General features: G+C 41.6%; 17 protein-coding genes. 16 read left to right on the top strand and 1 reads right to left on the bottom strand.

From position 1 onward, the window contains the following. Positions 1-6 precede the first annotated feature (6 nt). The 3 genes from rsgA to NSQ62_RS04035 are packed head-to-tail and all read left to right on the top strand — an operon-like array spanning position 7 to position 2,182. Positions 7-888 carry a ribosome small subunit-dependent GTPase A gene (rsgA, locus tag NSQ62_RS04025; RefSeq protein ID WP_341322644.1) on the top strand — a complete coding sequence of 294 codons (882 nt, stop codon included), beginning with the start codon at positions 7-9 and terminating at the stop codon, positions 886-888. A 2-nt stretch (positions 889-890) separates the two neighbouring features. After that, positions 891-1,556 (top strand): ribulose-phosphate 3-epimerase, encoded by a 666-nt coding sequence (gene rpe, locus NSQ62_RS04030; protein WP_341322645.1) that lies wholly within the window; start codon positions 891-893, stop codon positions 1,554-1,556. Next, positions 1,553-2,182, top strand: coding sequence for a thiamine diphosphokinase (locus tag NSQ62_RS04035; protein WP_341322646.1), 630 nt, complete (start codon positions 1,553-1,555; stop codon positions 2,180-2,182). The genes rpe and NSQ62_RS04035 overlap by 4 nt, the downstream gene beginning before the upstream one ends. A gap of 205 nt (positions 2,183-2,387) precedes the next feature. Here the strand turns inward: NSQ62_RS04035 and rpmB are convergent, their stop codons facing one another. Continuing rightward, positions 2,388-2,576, bottom strand: coding sequence for a 50S ribosomal protein L28 (gene rpmB, locus NSQ62_RS04040; RefSeq protein ID WP_049668398.1), 189 nt, complete (start codon positions 2,574-2,576; stop codon positions 2,388-2,390). A gap of 212 nt (positions 2,577-2,788) precedes the next feature. On the opposite strand from rpmB, the gene NSQ62_RS04045 reads away from it, so the two are divergent. The 13 genes from NSQ62_RS04045 (at position 2,789) to smc (ending at position 18,182) form a co-directional block, all read left to right on the top strand. Beyond that, entirely contained in the window at positions 2,789-3,664 is an 876-nt protein-coding gene (locus NSQ62_RS04045) for a diacylglycerol kinase family protein (protein WP_341322647.1), read from the top strand. Between the two features lie 308 nt (positions 3,665-3,972). Then, positions 3,973-4,335 carry an Asp23/Gls24 family envelope stress response protein gene (locus tag NSQ62_RS04050; protein WP_341322648.1) on the top strand — a complete coding sequence of 121 codons (363 nt, stop codon included), beginning with the start codon at positions 3,973-3,975 and terminating at the stop codon, positions 4,333-4,335. A gap of 18 nt (positions 4,336-4,353) precedes the next feature. Next, a complete protein-coding gene (locus NSQ62_RS04055; protein WP_341322649.1) occupies positions 4,354-6,000 on the top strand; it encodes a DAK2 domain-containing protein in 1,647 nt (548 codons plus the stop codon). 196 nt (positions 6,001-6,196) lie between these two features. Then, positions 6,197-6,859, top strand: coding sequence for an L-serine ammonia-lyase, iron-sulfur-dependent subunit beta (sdaAB, locus tag NSQ62_RS04060; RefSeq protein ID WP_341322650.1), 663 nt, complete (start codon positions 6,197-6,199; stop codon positions 6,857-6,859). A 12-nt stretch (positions 6,860-6,871) separates the two neighbouring features. Next, positions 6,872-7,789: an L-serine ammonia-lyase, iron-sulfur-dependent, subunit alpha gene (gene sdaAA, locus NSQ62_RS04065; protein ID WP_341322651.1), complete on the top strand. Its 918-nt coding sequence runs from the start codon at positions 6,872-6,874 to the stop codon at positions 7,787-7,789. Positions 7,790-7,907: 118 nt separating this feature from the next. Beyond that, positions 7,908-9,947, top strand: coding sequence for an ATP-dependent DNA helicase RecG (gene recG / locus NSQ62_RS04070; protein ID WP_341322652.1), 2,040 nt, complete (start codon positions 7,908-7,910; stop codon positions 9,945-9,947). A gap of 126 nt (positions 9,948-10,073) precedes the next feature. After that, on the top strand, positions 10,074-10,646 hold the full coding sequence (gene fapR / locus NSQ62_RS04075; protein WP_341322653.1) for a transcription factor FapR: 573 nt from the start codon (positions 10,074-10,076) through the stop codon (positions 10,644-10,646). After that, on the top strand, positions 10,643-11,638 hold the full coding sequence (gene plsX, locus NSQ62_RS04080; protein WP_341322654.1) for a phosphate acyltransferase PlsX: 996 nt from the start codon (positions 10,643-10,645) through the stop codon (positions 11,636-11,638). The genes fapR and plsX overlap by 4 nt, the downstream gene beginning before the upstream one ends. Before the next feature lie 28 nt (positions 11,639-11,666). Next, positions 11,667-12,620 (top strand): ACP S-malonyltransferase, encoded by a 954-nt coding sequence (gene fabD, locus NSQ62_RS04085; protein ID WP_341322655.1) that lies wholly within the window; start codon positions 11,667-11,669, stop codon positions 12,618-12,620. Then, positions 12,611-13,357 (top strand): 3-oxoacyl-[acyl-carrier-protein] reductase, encoded by a 747-nt coding sequence (gene fabG, locus NSQ62_RS04090; RefSeq protein ID WP_341322656.1) that lies wholly within the window; start codon positions 12,611-12,613, stop codon positions 13,355-13,357. The genes fabD and fabG overlap by 10 nt, the downstream gene beginning before the upstream one ends. Positions 13,358-13,386: 29 nt before the next feature. Beyond that, on the top strand, positions 13,387-13,623 hold the full coding sequence (gene acpP, locus NSQ62_RS04095) for an acyl carrier protein (RefSeq protein ID WP_341322657.1): 237 nt from the start codon (positions 13,387-13,389) through the stop codon (positions 13,621-13,623). 220 nt (positions 13,624-13,843) lie between these two features. Beyond that, on the top strand, positions 13,844-14,605 hold the full coding sequence (gene rnc, locus NSQ62_RS04100; RefSeq protein ID WP_341322658.1) for a ribonuclease III: 762 nt from the start codon (positions 13,844-13,846) through the stop codon (positions 14,603-14,605). A 1-nt stretch (position 14,606) separates the two neighbouring features. Beyond that, positions 14,607-18,182: a chromosome segregation protein SMC gene (gene smc, locus NSQ62_RS04105; protein ID WP_341322659.1), complete on the top strand. Its 3,576-nt coding sequence runs from the start codon at positions 14,607-14,609 to the stop codon at positions 18,180-18,182.

Consider the following 18,182-nt stretch of genomic DNA (forward strand, 5'->3'; position numbering starts at 1 on the left):
AATTAGATGGCGCAAGCCCAAATCCGCAAAGCATTAAGTGGTTATTATTATGTTGAAAAAGACGGTGAACTCATTCAATGTCGCGCACGTGGGATTTTCCGGAACCGAGGAGAATCACCACTTGTGGGGGATCTTGTAGAGTATTCCTATGACGGCCATTCAGATGGCTCGATTGAAGAAATCAAGCCGCGTCATAATGCATTAGTTCGTCCGCCAATTGCCAATGTCGATCAAGCACTGCTTGTATTTTCGGCAAAGGAACCGGATTTTAACACGATACTACTCGACCGCTTTTTAGTAGTGCTAGAATCATTCCACGTAAAGCCGATTATCATTTTAACGAAATTAGATTTGATCAGTGCTGAAGAACGTGAAAAGCTACAAACGTATATTAACGATTACAAAGAGATTGGCTATGATTTTATTGAAACGTTTAAAGATGACGAGACATTAATGGATAAAATTGAGCCGATTTTAAAAGGGAAAACATCGGTACTAGCGGGTCAGTCAGGTGTTGGGAAATCAACATTACTCAATACGCTTTTACCAGCATTAGATTTAAAAACAGGCATTATTTCAAAAAGTTTAGGGCGTGGTAAGCATACAACCCGTCATGTAGAGCTGATTGAAGTGGCAGGTGGGTTACTTGCTGACACACCAGGCTTTAGTTCATTTGATTTTGATACGATTGAAAAAGAAGAGTTAACGGGGTGCCTACCTGAATTCCAGCGTATTAGTGAAGACTGTAAATTCCGCGGCTGCCTTCATACGAAGGAGCCAAAATGTGCCGTGAAGCAGGCAGTTGAAACAGGAGAAATCCGTAAATACCGCTACGCCCACTATGAACAATTTTTACAAGAAATTATTGATCGGAAGCCGAGGTACTAAACATGATTAAAATTGCACCATCGATTTTAGCAGCAGACTTTGCAAAGTTAGGTCAAGAAGTAAAAGAAGTTGAAGCAGCAGGCGCTGAACTGATTCATATCGACGTGATGGATGGCCATTTCGTGCCTAATATTTCATTTGGCGCGATTGCACTAGAAGCGATTCGTCCACTTTCTACATTACCAATGGACGTTCATTTAATGATTGAAAATCCAGACCAATATATTGAGCAGTTTGCAAAAGCAGGTGCTGACTATATTACGGTTCACGTGGAAGCGTGCCGTCACCTGCACCGTACAATTCAATTAATTCGCTCATTCGGTGTAAAGCCGGGTGTTGTGTTAAATCCACATACACCGATCGAATCGATTCAACACGTATTAGAAGACGTGGATATGGTGTTATTTATGACGGTAAACCCAGGCTTCGGTGGACAAAAGTTCATCGAATCGGTTGTGCCAAAAGTAGCGGCATTATCAACAATTATTAAAGAGCGCAGCCTTAATATCGAAATCGAAATTGATGGCGGTATTAATGCGAAAACAATCGTACCATGCGCAAAAGCGGGCGCAACGATTTTCGTAGCAGGCTCAGCTATTTACGGTAAAGAAGATCGCGCACAAGCTCTGCAAGAAATTAAACAAGCAGGACTTTCGGCAATCCAGTGATTGTAGCTATTTGCGCAGGCGGCCCCATTCGTGAGGTCGCCTTTTCTTTAACGCCGGATAAATGGATTGGTGTCGACCGAGGAGCGCTCTATTTAATTGACGAAGCGATCAACCCCGATGCCATTGTCGGTGATTTTGATTCGGTTACTGCGGAGGAATTTGCGCGAATTTCTAAAGCAGTGGCACATATCGAACAATTTCAGGCGGAAAAAGATGAAACCGATACCGATTTAGCGCTCATAAAAGCCCTAGATTACGCGCCAACAGAAATTTGGTTAACAGGCGTTACGGGTGGGCGTTTAGATCATTATGAGGCTGTACTGCGCTCTGTGTATACGTTACAGCAGCAACATCCGGAAGTTACGTTAAAAGTGATTAATCCGTACAATGAAATCCAGTTTTTACAAGAAGGAAAGCATGTATTAGATAAAGGTGTGTATGCTTATGTATCATTTTTTGCATATGGTCAAACGTTAACGAATGTGACGTTACGTGGTGTAAAATATGAAACGACAGATGAAGTAATCGAACAAGGTACAACACGCTTTACAAGTAATGAAATCCTTGGAGATGGGTCTATTTCTTTTGAAGGCGGCATATGTTTAATGATAAAGAGTAGAGACTAAGGAGGAGTTTTCCTGAAAGTGTATACCTTTCAATTACCAAAATGGGTGAGTGGGATGGCAAGGGGCTGTGTGAAGTTATTTCGAAGAGACAAAAAAGAAAAATGATAGCTAGCTATCGTTCACAAATGTGGGCGGTGGCTTTTTTGTCTATCTTTCTAGAAGAAATAAAAAAGAGCATCAGCTTTTGCTGATGCTCTTTACGCGATTAAACGCGTTCGATTTTACCTGATTTTAAAGCACGAGCAGAAACCCATACACGTTTTGGCTTACCGTCAACTAAAATACGAACTTTTTGTAGGTTAGCACCCCAAGTACGTTTAGAAGCGTTCATAGCGTGTGAACGGTTGTTACCAGTACGAGCTTTACGGCCAGTAATTACGCATTGTTTTGGCATTGTAAAATTCCTCCTTACAGCTGAATCTGAAATCTATATTTCAGTTCGATATTTCACATACCATAATAATTTAACATACCTCCCGAATGAGTGCAAGACATTTTGCACAAGCTTTCAAGAAAAAAACCTTTACACCTACTTTCAAATTAAATGGTTACATTTTTTGTGAAATGGAAATAGAAGGAGTGGTGAAAACAATAGGAGGTTTTTGTATGAAAAAATGCATGATTATTTTAAATCCATCATCAGGAAAAGAACAGGCGCTTGAATATAAGGATCAAATGTTAAAGCAGCTACATAACTTTGACGTGGTTGTGAAAGAGACGAAAAAAGAAGGCGATGCGACACAGTTTGCGCGCTTAGCTTGTGATGAGCAGTATGATGCTGTTGTATTGGTTGGAGGTGACGGTACATTAAACGAAGGGATTAACGGCATTGCTGAGCAACCTCATCGCCCTATTGTAGGCATTGTCCCGCTCGGCACGGTAAATGACTTTGCCAGAGCCCTTAAAATTCCATTAGAACCAGCAGAAGCGATCACTTTACTTGGTGGTGCTACTAGAAAAGCAGATATTGGAAAAGTGAATAATCATTACTTTACGAATGTCGTAGCAATTGGTTCGATTGCCGATGCGGTCGGAGATGTTTCAGTAGCGCAAAAAACGTCACTCGGATCACTTGCCTATTTAGTAGAAGGGGTAAAGGCTGCGGTTCAAAATGAAGCGTTTGAAATTCAAGTAGAAGCAAACGATACGGACTACCTAGAGGAAACGATGTTGTTTTTATGTGTACTAACGGATTCGGTCGGGAGTTTCAAAGCGATAAATGAAGAGGCAGATGCTTCGGATGGTTTATTGCATGGCTTTATTATAAAAAATAGCAATGTGTTACAAGCTGTAGGGATTGCCAAAAATTTATTAACAGGGAATTACGAAGACGATGATAATATTATTAAATTCGATGCAAGTGAAATGATTGTCAAAGCAAATAAACCGCTGACTCTAAATGTTGACGGCGATTTAATCGGAGAAGTACCCGCCACGATTTCGATTTTGCATAATCATCTTGAATTTTTTGTACAAGGCTAGGCCACTAGCTTTGTCTTCTTTCAAAAATAAAAAGTATACAATTTTACCGTTATAACAGTGTCTAGGCATTCGCGCCAGCCCCTCGGACGTTTCGAGCCCTCCTGCAAAAGTGGTGGGGCGTTTACTTTTGCAGGAGGGCTCTCCAATGCCTGTCGGGGCTTAAAGGGCGCGAATGCGCTTTTCTTGTGTGGGTCGAAATTTGTCAGAAAAGCAAGTTTGAACTGGACGAATGTGAACGTTTTCTTTTATAATCAACTTTTGTGTAGTACAATATAGATTAGTCAAATAGAGCCAAGGGGGCATACACTATGTCAGTTGAATTAAATAATGAATTCGGCCATATTGATATTTCCAATGATGTAATTGCACAAATTGCTGGTGGAGCGGCAATCGAATGCTACGGAATCGTGGGCATGGCTTCAAAACATCAAGTACGTGATGGTTTAACAGATATTTTACGAAAAGAAAATTTTGCAAAAGGTGTACTGATTCGTCAAGAAGATGAAGACTTACATATTGATATGTACATTATTGTAAGCTATGGTACAAAAATTTCAGAAATCGCATATCAAGTTCAATCGAAAGTAAAATACACAGTAAATAAAACATTAGGCATGAGTGTTAAGTCAGTTAACATCTATGTTCAAGGCGTTCGTGTAGCGAACGTGTAAGAGGAGGAAATGAATCGGATGAAGTCTTTAGACGGAATTAAGTTTGCTGAAATGGTACAAATGGGTGCACACAACCTTTACCAAAACGCAGCATATGTAGATTCACTAAATGTATTCCCTGTACCAGACGGGGATACAGGGACAAACATGAATTTATCTATGACATCTGGTGCAAACGAAACACAAGCAAATGCAGCAGAGCATATTGGGAAAGTAGCACAAAGCTTATCTAAGGGCTTACTTATGGGCGCACGCGGAAACTCTGGCGTAATCTTATCGCAGTTATTCCGTGGTTTCGGTAAAGCTATTGAAAAAGAAGCGACAATCGATGCACTTGGTTTAGCAAATGCATTCCAAGCAGGTGTTGATACTGCTTACAAAGCCGTGATGAAGCCTGTAGAAGGCACAATCTTAACGGTAGCACGTGAAGCAGCTGCAAAAATTGTAGAAGTTGCACAAACTGAAGCAGATATGATTGCTGTAATGGAAGCATTCATCACAGAAGCGAAAGCGTCACTTGACCGCACACCGGATCTTTTACCAGTGTTAAAAGAAGTAGGCGTTGTGGACAGTGGTGGTCAAGGGTTACTATTCGTATACGAAGGTTTCCTTGCTTCAATGAAGGGCGAGCCATTACCAGAGAAAAACGAATCGTCTTTAGATGATTTAATTAATGCAGAACACCACCGTGTCCAAGACTTCATGGATACTTCGGATATCGAGTTCGGTTATTGTACAGAAATTATGGTACGTCTTGAAGAAGACAAAGTACCATTTGATGAAGAACAATTCCGCCAAGAGTTAAATCCGATGGGTGACTCATTATTAGTGATCTCGGATGATGAAGTTGCGAAAGTACATATTCACTCGGAAACTCCAGGTGCTGTACTAGCAGCAGGGCAAAAATATGGTAGCTTAATTAAAATCAAAGTAGATAACATGCGTGAGCAACATTCTGCGATTGTGAATGATGCACCAAAAGCGCCTGCTAAAAAAGCGCAAGCAAAAGTACCTTATGCCGTTGTAACAATTGCAATGGGCGAAGGTGTGGCGAACTTATTACGTTCAATCGGTGCCTCTTATGTAATTGAAGGCGGTCAAACAATGAACCCTTCAACAGAAGATATCGTAAAAGCTGTCCAAGAAATTGGTGCAGAGCGCGTATTAATTTTACCAAACAACAAAAATATCATTATGGCAGCAGAGCAAGCAGCAGAACTGTTAGATATCGAAGCTGCGGTTGTACCGACAAAAACGATTCCTCAAGGGATGGCTGCTATTTTAGCGTTCAATCCAGAAGAGTCAGTAGTCAACAACAAAAACAACATGACATCTGGTTTTGCGCACGTAAAAACAGGTCAAGTAACATTCGCTGTTCGTGATACGTCGATTGATGGTGTTGAAATTCGTAAAGATGACTACATGGCGTTAGCAGAAGGAAAAATCATTTTATCAACAAAAGAAATGATGGACGCTGCCAAACAAGTGTTAGAAAACTTAATGGATGAAGATGCAGAAATCGTAACGGTTATTTACGGTGAAGACGCAACGGCCAAGCAAGCTGAAGAACTACAAAGCTTTATCGAAGCAAATTACCCAGATGCTGAAGTGGAAATTGTGGAAGGTAAGCAATCACTTTATCCGTTCATTTTATCTGTAGAATAATTTTTAGCAGTGTGTATTTTATACGCACTGCTTTCATCGTTTTCAAGGATATTATTTGTACTATTCTTAAAACTTTCGACTCTCGTGAATTAATGAGAGTCGTCTTTTCATTTTTTGACAAGAAATTTGTTAATTGTAGCCAAAATGGTTACACTATTAGTAAATATGAGAATAAAAGAAACAGGAGGGACCTCTTATGAAATTTACATCAGTTTTTGATATTATCGGTCCTGTGATGATCGGCCCTTCTTCATCCCATACAGCAGGTGCTGCTCGTATTGGACGTGTCGGACGTGATTTGTTTGGTCGTCAGCCGAAATGGGTGAAAATTTATTTATACGGTTCGTTTGCAGAAACGTACCGAGGTCATGGTACCGATGTTGCGATTGTCGGAGGGCTACTGGATTATGATACAGATGACGAACGGATTAAAACAGCCTTTGAAGAAGCAAAAAAAGCAGGCTTACAATTTGAGTTTATTCCAGAAACAGCAAACAAAGAACATCCAAATACAGCACGTCTACTAATGGGCGATGATGAAGGTGAAATGAGCGTTGAAGGCATTTCAATTGGCGGTGGTAAAATTGAAATTAGTGAAGTAAATGGCTTTAAACTGCGCCTGACGGGTGGTATGCCAGCGATTCTAGTTGTCCATGATGACCGTGCCGGTTGTATTGCGAATGTGGCGAACTGTTTAGCGATGCATGAAGTGAATATTGGGCATATGGAAGTGTCTCGTATTGAGCGCGGGCTAACGGCGCTTATGGTCATTGAAGTGGATCAAAATATTGACGAACGTATTTTAGAGCAAATTTCTTACATCCCACATATTACAAAAGTTTCGAAAATTAATAACTAAGGGGTGAAACGTATGGATGTATTATTTCGTAGTGTTCGAGAGTTAGTGGAACGAGCAGAAACAGAAGGCAAGTTAATTTCCGAATTAATGATTGAGCAAGAAATGTTAATTAGTGGCCGTACGCGTGAAGAGATTTTCGCACAAATGGATCGCAACTTAACGGTTATGGAAGAAGCGGTTGAGCGCGGGCTACGCGGTGTGCAATCGGTAACGGGCTTAACAGGTGGCGATGCAGTACTACTTCAAAATTATATCGCACAAGGAAAATCACTTGCAGGCGATTTATTATTAGATGCAGTAAGTAAAGCTGTGGCAACGAATGAGGTAAACGCTGCAATGGGAACGATTTGTGCGACACCAACAGCTGGTTCGGCAGGTGTCGTTCCGGGAACGTTATTTGCGGTGCAAAATAAACTCAATCCAACCCGTGAGCAAATGATTCGTTATTTATTTACATCGGGTGCATTTGGCTTTATCGTAGCCAATAATGCGTCAATTTCAGGTGCTGAGGGTGGCTGTCAGGCGGAAGTTGGGAGTGCATCGGCCATGGCGGCAGCAGCCATCGTAGAAATGGCGGGCGGTTCTCCACAACAAAGTTCAGAAGCATTTGCGATTACACTGAAAAACATGCTAGGGCTAGTATGTGATCCTGTGGCAGGGCTTGTGGAAGTACCTTGCGTCAAACGAAACGCAATGGGCGCCTCGAACTCACTTGTTGCAGCAGATATGGCATTAGCGGGTGTTACGAGCCGTATTCCGTGTGATGAAGTCATAGGTGCGATGTATCGAATCGGGCAAGCGATGAGTCCGAACTTAAAAGAAACTGCGCGCGGTGGTTTAGCCGCAACACCGACAGGAAAAGCGATTACTCATGCCATTTTCGAAGGTGGCAATTTAAAAGAAATTTTAAATTCGCGCACAAATAATTAATAACATGATGAGTGTGTCCGATTAGGGATGCATTCATTTTTTGCTTTTGACAGAACGTATGCACCCATTTTGTGCTATATTACTAGTAAAACAGTTTAAGTAAAGGAAGTGTCAGTGAATGATTCATGAACCTGTTTCGAATTTAAAAGGTATCGGTAAGGAAACGGCTGAAAGTTTAGCAAAAATCGGCATCCACACGGTACATGATTTAATTTGGACATTTCCGTATCGTCACGAAGATTTTCGTTTAAAGGATTTAGCAGAAACACCGCACAATGAGCGCGTCACGATTGAAGCGCGTGTTGAAAGTGAGCCGACTGCCTTATTTTTAGGGAAAAATAAATCACGCCTACAATTTACGGCATTAGCAGGACGTCATTTAATTAAAGTGGTGTTCTTTAATCAAAACTATTTACGCCAAAAAATTTCAACAGGCATGACGATTACGGTAACAGGTAAGTGGGATCGTGGTCGTCAAGTGCTGGTCGGGAGTTCTGTAACGTTTGGACCGAAAACGGAGCAAGTGGATTTCGAACCGGTGTATAGCTTAAAAGGGGGCTTGCAGCAAAAGCGCTTCCGCAAATATATGCGTCAAGCACTTGATACGGTAAAAGAAGAGCTGCCAGAAACATTACCGCACACATTACGTGACAGCTATCAATTACTTGTGCTGCAAGATGCGCTAGAAGGTGTACATTTTCCGCAAGATGCTGAACATGCAAAACAGGCACGTCGCCGTTTTGTTTATGAGGAACTACTTGAATTTCAGTTGCGTATTCAAGCGCTTAGAAAAGCGAATAAGGAAAACGAAAAAGGGATTTCAATTCGCTATGATTTAGATAAATTAAAGGTGTTTATTGCGACATTACCCTACGAATTAACCGGAGCACAAAAGCGTGTGGTCAATGAAATTTGTAAAGACTTACTTTTGCCGCAGCGTATGAATCGTTTACTGCAAGGGGACGTTGGTTCGGGTAAAACCGTTGTTGCGGCAATTGGACTTTATGCGGCAGTAACAGCTGGTTATCAGGGAGCCTTAATGGCGCCAACTGAAATTTTAGCAGAGCAACATGCAGAAAACTTACATGCTTGGTTTGATGCAATTGGTATTACCGTCGCAATCTTATCAGGCTCAACAAAAGCCAAGGCGCGTCGTGAACTCTTAGCTCAACTGGCAGCGGGAGAGATTGATATTTTAATTGGTACGCATGCGCTGATTCAACCGGGTGTTGAGTTTAAAAACCTAGGCTTTGTTATTACGGATGAGCAGCATCGATTTGGGGTAGAGCAGCGCCGTGTACTTCGAGATAAAGGTGAAAACCCAGATGTCCTGTTTATGACGGCGACACCGATTCCACGAACGCTTGCAATTACGGCGTTTGGTGAAATGGATGTATCGATTATTGATGAGTTACCAGCTGGACGTAAAGAAATCGAAACACATTGGCTGAAAAAAGAGCAGTTGAATAGTGTGCTAATGCGTATGACGAAGGAGTTAGAAGCTGGTCGTCAAGCATACGTAATTACACCATTAATCGAGGAATCCGATAAGCTAGATGTGCAAAATGCGGTTGAAGCGTTTGAGCATTTATCGATGTACTTTGGCAACCGCTTTAAAGTCGGATTAATGCACGGGAAATTGCACCCAGATGAAAAAGATGCTGTTATGCGTGCGTTTAGTGATGGCGACATCCATGTACTTGTGTCAACTACGGTTGTAGAGGTCGGGGTAAATGTACCGAATGCGACGTTTATGACGATTTATGATGCCGAACGCTTTGGTTTAGCGCAGCTTCATCAGTTGCGCGGACGTGTCGGACGTGGGGAACATCAGTCGTACTGTGTATTAATTGCTGATCCGAAAACCGATGAGGGCAAAGAGCGTATGACCAGTATGACCGAAACAAATGATGGTTTCCGTTTAGCTGAAAAAGATTTAGAGCTACGTGGTTCGGGTGATTTCTTCGGCAAGCGTCAAAGTGGGATGCCGGAATTTAAAATGGCGGATTTAGTACATGATTACCGTGCGCTTGAAACCGCACGACAGGATGCGGCAAAAATGCTGTACGATGAAGCGTTTTGGCAAGAAGATGAGTACGAGCCGCTACGTGACAAACTAGCTGCTTCAGGTGTGCTTGAAGGCGAGCGTATCGATTAAATACGTTAAATTTAGGAGAACGCGACAAAAAAATGTTGCGTTCTTTTTTTGTACACTGTATATTGATATTAGTACCAAGTGCTAATACTAATCTTATATAAAATTAAAGGCAGGTAACAAATACGTATGAAGCGTTCCAAAAAAGAGCGACAGTCGTTACTGACTGAAAAAATATCCGACAATCCTTTCGTGACAGATGAACAATTAGCAACGGAATTTAATGTCAGCGTTCAAACGATTCGTCTGGATCGTATGGAGTTAGCTATTCCGGAATTGCGTGAGCGTATAAAAGATGTTGCTGCGAAAAAATATGATGAAGTAAAATCACTCCCATTAGACGAAGTCATTGGTGAAATTATTGATATCGAGTTAGATAACCGCGCCATTTCGATTTTTGATGTGAGTGAAGAACATGTATTCCAACGTAATGGCATTGCACGCGGACATCACTTATTTGCACAAGCCAACTCTTTAGCGGTTGCGGTAATTGATGATGAGCTTGCACTAACCGTCAAATCCAACGTGGCTTTCGTAAAACCTGTAAAAGCAGGGGATCGTGTTGTAACGAAAGCTATTGTAAAGGGCAAACATCCTGAAAAAAATCGTACATTAATTGAAGTGACGTCAACCGTAGATAACGAAATCGTTTTCAGAGGCGAATTTGAAATGTACCGCACGAAAGGTGAAGAAGCAAAATGAAGTTAGCAGTAGATGGCATGGGTGGAGATAACGCCCCACAAGCAATTGTCGAAGGTGTCTTATTAGCTCTTGAAGACTTTCCAAATTTAGAAATTAATTTATACGGTGACGAAAGTAAGATGGCTCCGTTTTTAAAGCAGCATAGTCGCTTAACGGTTGTACATTGTACAGAAGTTGTTGAAGCCGAGGATGATCCGGCACGCGCGGTTCGCCGTAAAAAGGATTCTTCGATGACACGCATGTTAGAAGCGGTGGCTGAAGGTAGGGCGGATGCTTGTTTGTCTGCTGGGAACACAGGCGCATTAATGGCAGGTGGCTTATTTAAAGTAGGACGTATCGAAGGGGTTTCACGTCCTGCGTTAGCGACAACTTTACCAACGATGAATGGTGATGGCTTCTTAATGCTAGACCTAGGTGCCAATGCCGATGCAAAGCCCGAAAACTTACTACAATATGCCATCATGGGTGATATTTACGTGAAGCAAGTGCGCGGTATGACGTCGCCTCGTGTTGGATTATTAAATATCGGGACAGAAGATAAAAAGGGTAATGAATTAACGAAATCAGCGTTTACATTACTAAAAGAGGCAGATTTCAATTTTGAAGGCAATGTTGAATCACGTGAGCTGTTAAATGGGGTAGCGGATGTCGTTGTGACAGACGGATTTACAGGGAACATGGTGTTAAAAACAATTGAAGGAACTGCTGGGATGATTTTTAAGATGTTAAAAGAGACATTATTCGCAACGACGAAAACAAAACTTGCAGCAGCACTTATCAAAAAAGATTTAAAAGGCTTAAAAGATAAAATGGATTATACAGAGTATGGTGGCGCGGCATTATTCGGTTTAAAAGCACCAGTGATTAAAGCACACGGCTCGTCTAATCCACGTGCTATTTACAGTGCAATTCGACAAGCTTCTATTATGGTGGAGCATAAAGTATGCGAAACTATTGCAACGAAGATTGAACAAATGCCAAAACCAGAATAAAGCTTTTTTCACAAAGGGGAATATTGATATGACGAAAATCGCGTTTATTTTTCCGGGGCAAGGTTCGCAATCCGTGGGGATGGGTGCGGAGCTTGTAGCAAGCGACGAAAATAGTAAACAATTTTATGATTGTGCAGACGAAGTGTTACAGTTACCGCTGTCGGACTATATGTTAAACGGTCCACAGGAAACGTTAACACTGACATATCATGCACAGCCAGCACTTTTAACAACAGGCGTCATGATCGCCAATAAGTTAATCGCTGCAGGAATTACACCGCATTATACAGCGGGTCATTCATTAGGAGAATACAGCGCATTTGTTATCTCAGACGTGCTAACGTTTGAAGATGCAGTGCAAACGGTTCATAAGCGTGGGGTGTATATGGACGAGGCAGTGCCAGCAGGTCTTGGGGCAATGGCAGCAATTTTAGCGCTAGATGGGGATCAGCTAAATGCCATTTGCGAACAAGTATCCAGTACTGGTGAAGTCGTACAAGTTGCGAACTTCAACTGCCCAGGCCAAATTGTGATTTCGGGGACGAAACAAGGTGTCGACGAGGCATGTAAACGTGCGAAGGAAGCGGGGGCAAAACGTGCGCTTCCACTCGTCGTAAGTGGACCATTCCACAGTGTGTTAATGCAACAAGTAGCAGACAACTTAGCAGTATCAATAAAAACGTTAGACGTGAAAGCACCGAAAATTCCGGTAGTTAGTAATGTAACGTCAGAAATTTTAACAACACCAGAAGTGATCCGACAAGAAATGGTGGCACAAGTAACGAGCTCTGTACAATGGGAACAAAATGTACAAAAGCTGATTGCAGAAGGTGTTACCGTATTTATTGAATGCGGACCAGGAAAAGTATTATCTGGGTTAGTGAAGAAAATTGATCGCAATGTACAAACATACTGCGTTTCTGATGAGGCAAGCTTTGCGCAAGTTGTTGAAGCATCAAAGGAGTGGACACAATGGGTTTAACGGGGAAATGTGCGGTTGTAACGGGCGCCTCTCGCGGGATAGGCCGTGCGATTGCATTAGAATTAGCGAGTCTTGGCGCGCGTGTTGTTGTCAATTACAGCGGTAGTGCGGATAAGGCACAACAAGTTGTAGACGAAATTAAAACAAATGGCGGCGAAGCAATTGCTGTACAAGCAGATGTTGCGAACGGGGAATCTGTACAGCAATTAATGCAAACCGCGCTTTCGACATATGGCTCGATTGATATTTTAGTTAATAATGCAGGGATTACACGCGATAATTTACTTATTCGTATGAAAGACGACGAGTGGGATGATGTGTTAAATACGAATTTAAAAGGTGTATTTCTTTGTACAAAGACGGTTGCTCGTCAAATGATGAAGCAGCGTGCAGGACGAATTATTAATATTTCGTCGATCGTCGGTGTTGTCGGGAACCCGGGGCAGGCAAATTACGTTGCAGCTAAGGCAGGCGTAATCGGTCTAACGAAAACGACGGCGCAAGAACTAGCGTCGCGCAACATATTAGTCAATGCGATTGCACCAGGCTTTATTACGACAGAGATGACCGATAGCTTACCGGAAGAGTTAAAGCAAACGATGCTTAAACAAATTCCATTAGCGAAGCTCGGTCAACCAGAAGATATTGCAAAAGCGGTTGCCTTTTTCGCATCGGATAGTGCGAAGTACATTACCGGTCAAACATTACAAGTTGATGGTGGTATGGTGATGGCGTAAGCAACACATTCTTGAGGGGAGGTGACAATATGTCTACAGTATTTGAACGCGTATCAAAAGTAATCGTTGATCGCCTAGGCGTTGACGAAAGCGAAGTAAAATTAGAAGCATCATTCCGTGATGATTTGGGTGCCGATTCATTAGACGTTGTTGAATTAGTTATGGAGCTTGAAGATGAGTTCGATATGGAAATTTCTGATGAAGATGCAGAAAAAATCGCTACAGTTGGTGATGCTCTTTCATACATCGAAAGCAAAGTGAGCTAATGAATGTACAGGGTGCTCTATTGTATATAACATACAATAGAGGGCCCTTTTTCATGCTTTCAAATGACAAAAGACTTCAAAATTTAGAAAATGGTAGGCTATCGTGAGTGGTAATTGTAAAATTCCTTGATTTTACGCGTTTTTTTATGACAACCCTTTGCACAAAGTTATAGAACAATGTAAACTAAACGATAGAAACCAGAAGGAAGGCAGAAAGTCCATGACGCAAAGAAAAAAAGGAAGTAACCAAAAAATTGGGGTACTCCCTGAAAAAGTAAAAGCACAATTTCAAGTATTAGAAAATGAATTAAATATTCATTTCACAAACAAGGCTCTGATTTATCAAGCCTTCACACATTCATCTTATGTGAATGAGCATCGACGCAAACAATTTACGGACAACGAACGATTAGAATTTTTAGGGGATGCAGTGTTAGAGTTATCTGTATCGAAGTATTTGTTCGAAAAATTCCCAAATATGAGCGAGGGCGAATTAACGAAGCTGCGTGCATCAATTGTATGTGAGCCTTCATTAGTTGTGTTTGCTAACGAATTGGATTTTGGTCAATTTGTGTTATTAGGTAAAGGGGAAGAGCTAACAGGTGGTCGTGAGCGTCCAGCATTACTTGCAGACGTATTTGAATCATTTGTAGGCGCGCTTTATTTAGACCAAGGTTTAGATGTCGTTGTCGCATTTTTAGAACGTGTCGTATTCCCTAAAGTAGAAGTCGGTGCTTTTTCGCATGTGATGGATTTTAAAAGTCAATTACAAGAAATTATTCAACAAACAAATAATGGTCTTTTACATTACGAAATTGTCGATGAAAAAGGACCAGCGCACAACAGAACGTTTGTATCACGTGTGTTGTTAAATAGCCAAGAGCTTGGCTTAGGTAAAGGGAAATCGAAGAAAGAAGCTGAGCAGCAAGCAGCGCAAAGTGCGATGGTTATGCTTAAGCAGTCAAAGCTAGAGGGGGAATAATATGTTCCTTAAACGACTTGAAGTAGTAGGGTTCAAATCATTTGCTGAACGTATTGGGATTGATTTTGTTCCCGGAGTAACGGCGGTAGTAGGTCCAAATGGTAGCGGTAAGAGTAATGTTACCGATGCGATTCGCTGGGTATTAGGTGAACAATCAGCAAAGAGTTTACGTGGGGCAAAGATGGAAGATATCATTTTTGCTGGGAGTGAATCACGAAAAGCATTAAATTTTGCGGAAGTGACACTCGTTTTAGATAATACAGATGAACGCGTTGCGATTCCATACACAGAAATTAGTGTAACGAGACGTGTGTATCGTTCAGGTGATAGCGAATATTTGCTGAATAATCAGCAATGTCGCCTGAAGGATATTACGGACTTGTTTATGGATTCAGGCCTTGGAAAAGAAGCATTTTCGATTATTTCACAAGGACGCGTTGATGAAATATTAAACAGTCGTCCAGACGATCGTCGTAGCATTTTTGAAGAGGCAGCAGGCGTTTTAAAATATAAATTACGTAAGAAAAAAGCCGAGCACAAGTTAGTTGAAACGGATGAAAACTTAAACCGTGTGCTCGATATTTTGCATGAAATTGAAAATCGCTTAGAGCCATTGAAAATTCAAGCATCTAGCGCAAAAGATTATGTACGTATGACCGCGGAGTTGAAAGACTTTGATATTGCGTTGATGGTGCATGATGTATTAGGTCATGAAAAAACATTAAAAGGCTTTGATGAGGAGCATCGTACGTTAGCAACAACCGAAAAAGAGCATGCGGCGAAAATGGCCCAATCTGAAACGAATTTGCGCAACATGCGTACCGAATTAAAGACTATCGATGAAGTATTAGATAATTCGCAAGAGCAGCTTGTAGAAGCGAGTGCCGAAGTAGAACGTTGGGAAGGGCGTAAAGCGTTATTTAACGAAAAACGCTCGAATGCCGAAAAGCAAATCCAACAGTTAAAGCAGTCGTTAAAAGAAGCGAATCAGAAGGTTACGGAATTAGTACAGCAAGAGCTAGAAAATCGCCAGCAATTTACTGAAAAGCAAAAAGCGGTACAACAAGTGCGCTCGGCAATCAAGCAAGTAGAGCAAGCCTTAACACGTAGTGCTTCTGAAATTGAACAAGAAATTGAACAAGCAAAAAATATGTTCATTAACTTATTAAATGAAGAAGCGACTGTAAAAAATGAATTAAAGCATATTGATCAGCAGCTATCACAAGAGAAGGCCTCATCAGATCGTATGACGGGACGCTCTTCTGAAATGCAAAAGGAACTGGCGCAGGCTATTGTTTCACAGCAAACGACCTCGCATATCCTTGAACAAGCAGAACAGGCGTTAAAAGAGCAACTGAGTCAATCCGATGTATTACAAGCGAAGTTAAAAACAGCAACCGCGGATTTAGATGAAAAGCAAGCGCTGTTATATAAAGCGTATCAACATCATCAGCAGTTAAAGGCACGTAAAGAAACGTTAGCCGAGTTGGAAGCTGATTTCTCAGGCTTCTTCCACGGTGTTAAAGAAATATTACTTGCACGTGATCGTGGTGAGTTACAAGGTATTGAAGGCGCGGTAGCTGAGCTAATTCAAGTCGAAGCGAAATATTCGCAAGCATTAGAAACAGCATTAGGTGCGGCTTCACAGCATATTGTGACAGTAAACGAACAGCACGCGCAAAAAGCAATCAGTTGGTTAAAGCAAAAACGCGCGGGACGAGCAACATTTTTACCGAAAACCGTTATGCGTTCGCGTAAAATTGCACAGCAGCAATTGTATGACATTCAGTCGCATCCGGCATATGTTGCATTAGCGTATGAATTAGTAAGCTATGCGCCTGAAAATACGAATATTGTGGAAAACCTTTTAGGAAATGTCCTTGTGGCAGCCAACTTAGAAGGGGCCAGTCAAATTGCGCGTACATTAGGCTTTAAATACCGTGTTGTTACACTAGAAGGCGATATCATCAATGCAGGTGGTTCGTTAACAGGTGGTGCAGTAAAACAGCAAAGCTCACTCTTCTCACGAAAAGCTGAGTTAGACAAATTAGTGACAACGTTAACGGATATGGAAAAAACGATTCAATCAGCAGAACAAACCGTAGCGTTGAAGAAGTCGCAAATCGCAGAATTACGCCATACGCTTGAAGATATGAAGCTGCAAGGTGAGGTACTGCGCGAGCAAGAGCAAATCCATCGTTCAAAATTAGTAGAACTTGATATGACCGTGAAAAGCTTACAAACAACGGTTTCGCTAACACAGTCAGAGCAATCTACGCTTTCAACACGCAAAGACTCACTCGCTGAGCAGCACGAGCAAGCGACAACGCGTTTAGCAGAACTAAGCGATGAATTACAGCAAGTGCAAGAAACGGTTGATGAGTTAACAAAAGCGAAAGCGCAAAGTGAAACACGAAAAGATGTATTACGTGAGCAATTGGCGCAGCAACGCTCTGAGTTAGCGGTTGCTGGTGAGCAGTTAACACAAGTGCAGGCTGCCATCGCGGGGATTGAGCTCAACTTAACGAAAGCAAAAGACCAAGCCGAAAAGATTACTCAGGAAATTGATTGGATTGAATCAGAAGATGGTTTAAATGGGCCTTCTGCTGAAGAGTTAGCGCAAACGATTGTCAACTGGGCAACGAAGAAGGATGTACTCACAGAAACGATTCAAAAAAATCGTACGTCACGTGATTCACTGCATGAGCAAATTACAGAAACCGAAATTCAATTACAAGAAGTACAACGTGTACATAAAAGCTATGTCGACGCAATCCGCGCATTAGAATTAAAACGTAGTCGTATTGAATTTGAAAAAACAAACTTGCAGCAACAATTACTCGAGCAATATGAGCTTGATATTATAACAGCACAAGACTTGGCAATCGATATTGAAGACGAAGATCAAGTGCGTCGTAAAGTAAAACTATTAAAACAGTCGATTGAAGAATTAGGTCCAGTCAACTTAGCAGCTATTGAAGAATTTGACCGTGTACAGGAGCGCTATGCTTTCTTAAGTGAGCAACGTGAAGATTTAGTCGCGGCAAAAGATACGCTTCATAAAGCAATTGGTGAAATGGATGAAGAAATGACCGAGCGCTTTAACGAAACATTTAAGCAAATCCGTAAGCAGTTTACTGTGTCATTCCGTGAATTATTTGGTGGTGGTACAGCTGATTTAGTGCTACTGGATCCAGACAATTTACTTGAAACAGGTATCGAAATTATTGCGCAGCCACCGGGTAAAAAGCTACAAAGCTTAAGCTTGTTATCAGGTGGTGAACGTGCATTAACCGCGATTGCTTTATTATTTGCCATTTTAAATACGCGTCCAGTACCATTTTGTGTACTCGATGAAGTAGAAGCAGCACTCGATGAATCGAATGTTGCGCGTTATAGTGATTATTTACGTAAATTTAGTAGCCAAACGCAGTTCATCGTCATTACACACCGTAAAGGCACGATGGAAGGCGCAGACGTTCTGTATGGGATTACGATGCAAGAATCGGGTGTATCAAAGCTTGTATCGGTAAAACTAGAAGAAGAAACGGATTTAGTAATGCAAGGGAGTGTCTAA

Source organism: Solibacillus sp. FSL H8-0523, from assembly GCF_038051985.1.
GTDB lineage: Bacteria > Bacillota > Bacilli > Bacillales_A > Planococcaceae > Solibacillus.